Genomic DNA, 8,460 nt, shown 5'->3' on the forward strand with positions numbered 1-8,460 from the left:
CACTAATCTAAGTAAAAAGTTTTGTGCTTTCTTATAAAGCAAAAAGAAGCCATCCTTAATGGGATGACTCCTTTGACTTTATTATTGAGGCTTCCGTTTAGGAATTTTTCCAATCCCCAGTTCTTTCGCTTCTTTATTCAAAGCTTTAATCAAACTCAGCGCCATTAACGCCATAATGATGGAGAATGGCAATGCGGCTACGATCATTGTATTTTGCAAGGCCTGCAGCCCGCCAGAGTACAGCAATACTAAAGAAATTGCCGCTAGCATGATTCCCCATGTAAATTTAATCTTGTTTCCTGGTGTCAGTGATCCATTGGTAGTCATCATCCCTAAAACAAATGTGCCTGAGTCTGCTGAGGTGATAAAGAATGTACCGATAAGAATCATTGCCAGGATGGACAACATTAAACTTAATGGATAGTTGGCAAATACGCCAAAGAGTGCTTCTTCAGTTGCAAGCTCTGAAATCTTAGCAATTCCTTCGTGCTCCAGCATAATCGCTGAACCTCCGAAAGCAGAAAACCATAAAAAACCAATCAAAGAAGGCACTAGCAGTACACCAAATACAAACTCTCTGATCGTCCGGCCTTTAGAAACTCGAGCTATAAAAATCCCCACAAATGGTGCCCAGGCTATCCACCATGCCCAGTAGAATATGGTCCAGCCGTTAATCCACGAACGGATTTCTACATTTAAAGGCGCAATCCGGAAGCTCATTGCAGGCAAATTTTGAAGGTATGTACCAATTGTGTTGGTAAAGAGGTTTAAGATAAACTGGGTGGGGCCTAAAACCAGCATCGCCACCAGCAAGATCGCAGCAAGTATCATGTTTACGTTGCTTAGAATCTTAATCCCTTTCCCAAGTCCTGTCCAGGCAGAGATCATGAACAATACTGTTACAATCAGGACAATAAACAATTGAGTTACGAAACCAGCAGGTATTCCAAATAGGTAAGAAAGTCCACCGTTAATTTGTACAGCTCCAAATCCCAAAGTCGTTGCTACACCCACTACAGTAGCGACAACGGAGATTATGTCAATCACTTTTCCAATCGTACCATTTGTCTTGTCGCCTAAAATTGGGCCGAGAGTAGAACTAATCAACCCAGGCTTCCCATGCCGGAAATTGAAATAAGCAAGGACTAACGCAACAATCCCATAAATAGCCCAGGCGTGGATTCCCCAATGGAAAAATGTGAATCTCATCGAATCACGAACTGCCTGGTCAGTCCCCGCCTCCACTCCAGTTGGTGTCGAGACCATATAATGGCTTATTGGTTCAGCAGTGCCCCAGAAAACCAGCCCGATTCCCATACCAGCACTGAAAAGCATCGCAAACCAAGTCAGGGTAGTAAACTCAGGCGGTCATCCTGCCTGCCAAGCCTGATTTTACCGAGTGGACTGATCAAGAAATACAGACAAACAATAACAATAGCAGAAACAAGTATTAAATAATACCAGCCAAAAGCATCAGTAATGAATACCTGGATGCTGGCTGTAACAGATTCAAGTTTCTCTGGAACAAACACACCGAAAAGAACCATCAATAACAAAATTCCAGTCGATATAAAAAAACCGATGAATCCTTTTTCATCAAAAAACTCCCTTCCTAAACATTGCACTTTAATACCCTAACATAAATTAGTGTTTTTTTAAAAAGATTGTACTCATAACAGAGATAGTATTGCCGATTACGGATATAAAAATGATAGTCCTACATTTTTTACGGGAGCTTGGCTTTTAGTCTCAACTGCTGCATTCCTCCATATTCTTCTCTAAAAACCAAATTTTATGGCCTAATTTATTACTTACCTGGCTATATTCACTGGCTTTGATTTTATATGTATTTCCTTCGACAAAGCGCTTTTTTCCAAGGCATTTCCAATATTCTATTAATCTATTGAATCCTTATCGGATTATGATTAAAATTGTAAGAGATACCAAGCTTAAAGGAGAAAATGTTAGGATGGGATATTTTGAATAATAAGTTGTTGCTTAGATCACTGTCAATTGGAGCCATTTTCTTGGGCACCTATCTGGGGGCGGAAAATTTTAGATCAGTTGAAAATCCAACCGCGGAAACACAAGCTGTGGTTGCACCAAAAATAACTCGAACAGAAGCTCATTCGGTAACTAAAAACAGTGTCGATAAAGAAGTACTCGAGAACTTCATAAATGCAGAAGAGAAAAAGATAATCGAAGGTGTCCCACACATCAGTCAGCTTCCAGAATTACAGCGCGGGTGTGAAGTGACCAGTTTAACGATGCTTTTGCAGTATGAAGGAGTCGCAGCCGATAAAATGACCTTGGCTAAGCAGATACATAAAATTCCTTTCCGTGACGCAAATTATGTACGCGGAAATCCATACGACGGCTTTGTAGGTGATATTTATACCTTCAGCAAGTCAGGATACGCCGTTTACCACGGTCCTGTTGCAAGCCTTGGAGAGAATTATCTTCCCGGGAAAATCAGGGACATTACCGGCCAATCGATTGATGCAGTTTATGAACTGATCGAGACTGGATCGCCAGTCTGGGTCATTATAAATTCCACTTTCGCACCGCTTCCTGAATCAGAATTTACCGTTTGGGAGACTAATACCGGAAATGTGAAAATCACATACCGGGAACACAGTGTTTTGATTGTCGGGTATGATAAAGAGTTTATTTTCGTAAATGATCCTCTTGCCAGTGATGGCTATAAAGCAGTTCCGCGGATACCATTCGAAAAAGCCTGGGTTCAAATGGGCAGCCAGGCAATTGGGGTCAAAAAATAATAGATTACTAATCTGTAAGAGAAAAGGAGTACCGTTTTGACGCTGCTCCTTATTTTGCCTAAGTTCACTGATTAAAGCTTAGTTAAACTGCTGGATTTTGGAAACAGCAACCTACACAACCACATTTCCTGTACTCTGCCTCCCCTTCACCAATAATCTGTTTGCATTTAAATCCAATTTATATTTCCTGCACCAAAAAAGACATCCCAACCTGAATGGAATGCCTTGACTGGAAGATCAATATGAAAAAGAGAGTTCGTGTTTCGCTTCTGTGGATACAGTGTCTATATTCACTTTACCATTCTCAATGTATACAATACGGTCTGCAAGTGTCTTGGCATCTTCATGATCATGAGTGACGAAAATGGACGTAATGCCCGTTTGTTTCAGGATTTCCCTTAGCTCGCCCCTGATTCTCTTCTGGAGGTTTGCATCAAGGTTGCTGAATGGCTCATCGAGGATTAGTATTGACGGCTCAGGTGCAAGTGCCCGTGCAAGGGCGATACGCTGCTGTTGCCCGCCGCTCAATTCATGTGGGTAGCGGTTTTTGTATTCGGACAGCCCGACAAGATCAAGCATTTCCTCGACACGGCTTAGTTTTTCTTTCCAGCCCAAATGTCTAAGACCGAATTTGATGTTTTTCGCGACGGTCATATGCGGAAATAGGGCATAATCCTGAAAGACCAGTCCTACTCCTCTTTTTTCGGGCGGAATGAAAGTGAAATCATCGCTAACAGTTTTTCCATCAATTTTAATCATGCCGCCTGAAGGAGTTTCCAAACCTGCAATCAGCCGAAGGACCGTGCTCTTGCCGCTTCCGCTTTCACCAAGAATTGAAACGATTTCACCTTTGTCGATTTCCAAATTGAAATCCTTGATGGTATCCTCTTTTGCATTCCGATAGCGATATTGCAATCCTTTTATTTGCACAAACATTATTCGTTCTCTCCTTCCGCTAGTCTATGAAAGAAAAAGATGAAAATCCCGCTAAGCAGTATAATGAACAGCGAGGCCAGTGAAGCTTCCTGAATTCTTTCATCATTCGCATACTTGAATGCCTGGGTTGCCAGAGTTGTAAAGTTGAACGGCTGTAAAAATAAAGTTAATGGCAATTCTTTTAAAATATCAATAAACACTAAAATAAATCCACTGAAGATTGAGCCTTTGATCAATGGAATATCGACCTTCAAAAGTGTCCTTATCGGTGATACCCCGAGCATTCTTGAAGCTTCAGTGAAGCTGTTTCCCACTTTTTCAAACCCTGCCTCGACAGAGTTATACCCAATCGCAAGGAAGCGAATGATATATGCGGATACCAGCATGACGAGGCTGGTCCTTAATACAAAAGTAGGCTCAAGGTTTATTTTTCCAAGAATTGTTACTATATATGTGTCCAACCATAAAAAAATTGTAATGATTGCAATTGCGATTGCTGCACCTGGAATGGAATAGCCTAATGTTGTAACCCTCGAGAAAATCTTTGGCACGATTCCATGGTGAAGCCTTGTAAAGTTTGAAATGACCAGTGAAACAAAAATGATGATGGATGAAGCAATTGCCGCCACAAGAATCGAATTGTATGCCTGCTGCAGGAATACTGTGTTCAAAACCTTCTCATAGGTCATAAATCCCCATCGGACCAATTGGAGAAAAGGAATTAGAAAGGCAAAGCTGAAAATCCCAAATGCATAGGCGAAAACAGCCCAGCCTTTTACTCCTTTTAAGCGCTTTGGCTCGATTGGACGCACCTTCGTGGTCGAGAAACTGTACCGCTTCCTCCCTCTCAAAATCTTCTCGAGGATGAGGACAACGATGACTAGAAGCATGAGGGAACCTGCTAGTTTCAGCGCAGAATCAAGGTCTTTCATTCCATACCATGTCCGGAAAATCGCTGTGCTGAATGTTTGAATCCCAAAATAACTTACGACTCCATAATCGTTCAGCACTTCCAGGATGACCAATGTAACACTTCCCACAATGGATGCTTTCGATATCGGCAATGCAACAAGGAAAAACGTGTTAAATGAACCGCCGCTAAGAAGGGTGGCATTCTCGATCATTGAAGCGGATTGATTTTGGAAAAAGCTCTTTGTAATCGTATAAACATATGGAAAAAGGGTCATCGAAAAGATAAACACCGCACCCTGATTGGTCATAATGTTAAAATAGCTTTGGCTCAGCGTAATATCAAATGAATTTCTTAAAGTTGACTGTACAATCCCCGTATAGTTGACTATTCCATGATAGGTATAAGCAGCAATGTAAGGCGGGATGGCCAATGGCAGGATCAATGCCCATTTCAGGAAATTCCTCAATGGAAAATCATACAGGGCAATCAGCCATGCCAGGCTGGTTCCGATAATGGTCGTTGCTATTGCGGTAAAGAATAGAATGATAATAGTATTCGTCAAGTATTCTTTAAGCAAATATTCCTTGATATGCTGCCAGTTTTCATTTGCCTCAGAAAAAAATTCGAAGCCGATAATGAAATTCGGTATCAAGATGATCACGATGAACAGGAAGCTAAGAAGCGCCCATATATTAAGCTGTTGTTTCACCCGTACGGCAAACTTCATTTTTTACACTTCCTCAGGCTTTTGTTCAAGATTGCTAACAAAGGTACCGAAGCAGCTTCGGACGCTTCGGTACCCAATTGATTATTTCCAGCCTACTTCATTGAAGATCTTGATTGCATCTTGCTGGTTCTTTCCAAGAACAGAAAGGTTGATGTCCTGCTCTTTGAAGGCTCCCCAGGCTTGCAGGAATTCTGAAGCTTCAACATTAGGATTTGCAGGGAACTCGAAATTCACTTCTGCAAATTGGCCTTGTGCTTCCTCACTTGATAAGAACTCAATGAACTTCTGTGCGTTTTCAACATTCTTGGCATGTTTAGTCACACCAATTGCGCTGACATTGATGTGCGCTCCTGTAGTCTCCTGGTTAGGGAAGAATACACCAACTTGCTCAGCGACTTTCTTTTCTTCAGGATCTTCAGAATGAGCCATCAATCCAATGTAGTAGGTATTCATAAGCGCTACATCAGCTTCTCCAGCTACAACTGCTTTTGCCTGGTCACGGTCATTTCCCTGTGGCTCTCTAGCCATGTTCTCAGCAAAGCCTTTTGCCCATTCCTTTGCCTTATCCTCGCCCATTACCTCGATGAATGAAGAAAGCAAAGAGATATTGTACATATTCTCAGAAGGTCTTGCCACTACTTTTCCCTTCCACTCAGGTTCAGTCATTGCCTCATAAGTTGAAAGCTGAGAAGGGTCAACGCGCTCTTTGGAGTAAACAAGGACGCGTGCTCTTTTTGCCATACCAAACCAGTAGTTTTCTTCATCTCGCAGATTTTCAGGGATGTTCTCAGAAATCACATCGCTTTCAATTGGCTGAAGCACGTCCGCTTCCTTAGCAAGGTGAAGGTTTCCAGCATCTGCAGTGAAGAATAAATCCGCCTCTGTATCCTTGCCTTCGACGCTGAGGCGCTCCATGAGTTCATCGCCCTTGCCTTCTACTACATTGACCTTGATACCTGTCTTTTCTTCAAAGATTTTATAAAGTTCTAGGTCTGACTCATAGTGCCTGCTAGTATAAAGGTTTACTACCCCTGAATTCTTTTCTTCTTCTTTATTGCCATTCTGTTGTTCTCCTGTATCTTCAGCAGGCTGAACACATCCAGCTAGCAAGCTTAAAACCAACACAAATACCAAACTGATAGACAAAAATCTTATTTGCATTTTTAGCACCTCTTATTTGTAATGTTATTGAAATTTGTTCTCAATTAGGATTGTACACTGATAACCATTATCAATCAATGGTTATGTGGAATTTTTCAATTATTTTTTTGAGGGAGACAAATTTCTGACACAAAAGAGGTAATTACCTTGAAGATTATGTATATAAAATTTACCATTAAGAACCCGGCTGGGTTTTGTCAGCCGGGCTAAATTCAAGCATACATCTTGTTTTCTTCATTTTTGAAAAAGCTTTTCATCGCGTGGAATACGTCAGCCTTCTGCTTGAGGATATAGTAACGGAAGTTATCATCTTTAATGTTTTTATACGCGGACATTATGGTCGAGTGGCGGTTATACTGATTGACTTCTCCGTAACCAAACATATTGGAGACCTTCATCAGCTCTTCTACTAACTTCACACAGCGGGCATTGTCGGAGGTCAGGTTATCACCATCTGAAAAATGGAATGGGTAGATGTTAAACTTGCTTGGATTGTATTTTACATCAATAAGTTCTAACGCTTTTCGATAGGCAGATGAACATATGGTACCTCCGCTTTCCCCTTTCGAGAAAAAGTCTTCCTCGGAAACTACCTTTGCTTCTGTATGGTGGGCGATAAATTCGATTTCAACTGTTTCATACTTGGAACGAAGGAAACGCGTCATCCAGAAAAAAAGCTCCTCGCCATATATTTTTCCCACAGTCCCATACTTCCACTTGTATCCATCATGCAAGCACAACAGCTTTTGAATCCGGCTTCACAACTTCATTCCACGTCTTGAACTTGAGATCTTCCTTGTAAATTGGGTGGAATGATGGTTTCCCGGTCATTGCGTTCCGTTTATAAGCCGACATCATTGTTCGTTTTTTATCAATATTCCCCATTAATCCAGTCTTCCTGATATCGTTGAATTCAATGTTTTCAACGAGGTGCTCTTGTTCTTCCTTCTTCTTTAGGTTCGGAAGCTCTAACTCTTTGAATAGCGCTTCCTCAATTTCCATCATGGATACTTCTGCTTCGTAATAGTCTTCTCCTGCCTGGTCTCCTGCACCTTGCCCTTTTCCTGGACCCTGCTGCTGCCCCGAGCCATCACGGGCGACGACATCGCCGACTTTACTGTCTCCATTTCCCTGGCCGACATGTTTGTTCTTATCATAGTTATAACGGATTTTGTACTCATCCAGTGACCTTATCGGAATCTTTACGACATCCCTGCCGTTGGACATGATAATATTTTCTTCTGTGATCAAATCAGGCAGATTGCTCTTTATTGCTTCCTGCACCTTTTCCTGATGGCGCTGTTGGTCATCATGTCCTTTGCGGTGGAGGGACCAATCTTCCTGGGAAATCACAAACTGGTGACTGCTTTCATCGGTCATTTTCAACCCCTCCTTTGAAATTTTCATTTTGACGGTAACATAATACAGCATACTTTCATACAATATCCCGATGGACTTTACCCTTGTGGTAATTGTAATTACTCTATCTTATGCAGGAAGACAAAATAATTTACAAATAATTTTGACAATTAACCTTTTCTCCTATGGATGGACAAGCCCATTTTATCCTAAAATCCTTTTGGGCATCCTTTCGGAAGCTAAGGTAAGTTCTTTTACGGGACAGGACCGTTCGCCACCTATATTGCTCTGGGTTTGGAGCATTATATATTTTGAAGAAGCTCGAATTCTCGATGCGTTGTTATGACCTGAACAAAATGCGCAAGCGCCTCGTTCAGCCCCGACAAGCGCTGGAGGGCCGACCAGTGAAGTCGTTCTTTGACTTCATCGGTCGGACCGAAATCGAAAAGTATAGCCGACTGTCCAGAAACGCAGAAACTGGAGACTCCGACAAAGAAGCGCTTTTTGCTTCTGCCGGCGGAGTTGAAGTTTCGGAGTTTCTAGGAGGCGACACTAGACAAGCGACTCGAGGGGCTAGGCGCTGG

The 8,460-nt window shown here is 41.9% G+C and carries 5 protein-coding genes and 2 pseudogenes; 2 read left to right on the forward strand and 5 right to left on the reverse strand.

Going from position 1 to position 8,460, the window contains the following annotated elements:
* Window positions 1–81: 81 nt before the first annotated feature.
* A pseudogene (locus tag JCM21738_RS19965) lies at window positions 82–1,547 on the reverse strand (glycine betaine uptake BCCT transporter).
* A gap of 432 nt (window positions 1,548–1,979) precedes the next feature.
* On the opposite strand from JCM21738_RS19965, the gene JCM21738_RS19970 reads away from it, so the two are divergent.
* The gene (locus tag JCM21738_RS19970; RefSeq protein ID WP_439646014.1) at window positions 1,980–2,780 is read left to right on the forward strand and encodes a C39 family peptidase; all 801 of its coding nucleotides are present in this window, start codon (window positions 1,980–1,982) and stop codon (window positions 2,778–2,780) included.
* A gap of 237 nt (window positions 2,781–3,017) precedes the next feature.
* On the opposite strand, the gene JCM21738_RS19975 is transcribed toward JCM21738_RS19970, so the two are convergent.
* From JCM21738_RS19975 to yhbH, 4 genes and pseudogenes are all read right to left on the reverse strand, one after another.
* On the reverse strand, window positions 3,018–3,716 hold the full coding sequence (locus tag JCM21738_RS19975) for an ABC transporter ATP-binding protein (RefSeq protein WP_023625519.1): 699 nt from the start codon (window positions 3,714–3,716) through the stop codon (window positions 3,018–3,020).
* A complete protein-coding gene (locus JCM21738_RS19980) occupies window positions 3,716–5,356 on the reverse strand; it encodes an ABC transporter permease (RefSeq protein WP_023625520.1) in 1,641 nt (546 codons plus the stop codon). Before JCM21738_RS19980 ends, JCM21738_RS19975 begins: the two co-directional genes overlap by 1 nt.
* A gap of 81 nt (window positions 5,357–5,437) precedes the next feature.
* The gene (locus JCM21738_RS19985) at window positions 5,438–6,517 is read right to left on the reverse strand and encodes a Fe(3+) ABC transporter substrate-binding protein (RefSeq protein WP_023625521.1); all 1,080 of its coding nucleotides are present in this window, start codon (window positions 6,515–6,517) and stop codon (window positions 5,438–5,440) included.
* A 212-nt stretch (window positions 6,518–6,729) separates the two neighbouring features.
* Window positions 6,730–7,897 (reverse strand): annotated as a pseudogene (yhbH, locus tag JCM21738_RS19990) (sporulation protein YhbH).
* A gap of 383 nt (window positions 7,898–8,280) precedes the next feature.
* Between yhbH and JCM21738_RS19995 the strand changes: the two are divergent.
* Window positions 8,281–8,460, forward strand: a 180-nt coding sequence (locus JCM21738_RS19995) for a hypothetical protein (RefSeq protein ID WP_035210006.1), incomplete at its 3' end; no start/stop codon positions are given.

The sequence above is a fragment of the Mesobacillus boroniphilus JCM 21738 genome, assembly GCF_000517385.1.
Taxonomy (GTDB): domain Bacteria; phylum Bacillota; class Bacilli; order Bacillales; family Cytobacillaceae; genus Mesobacillus; species Mesobacillus boroniphilus.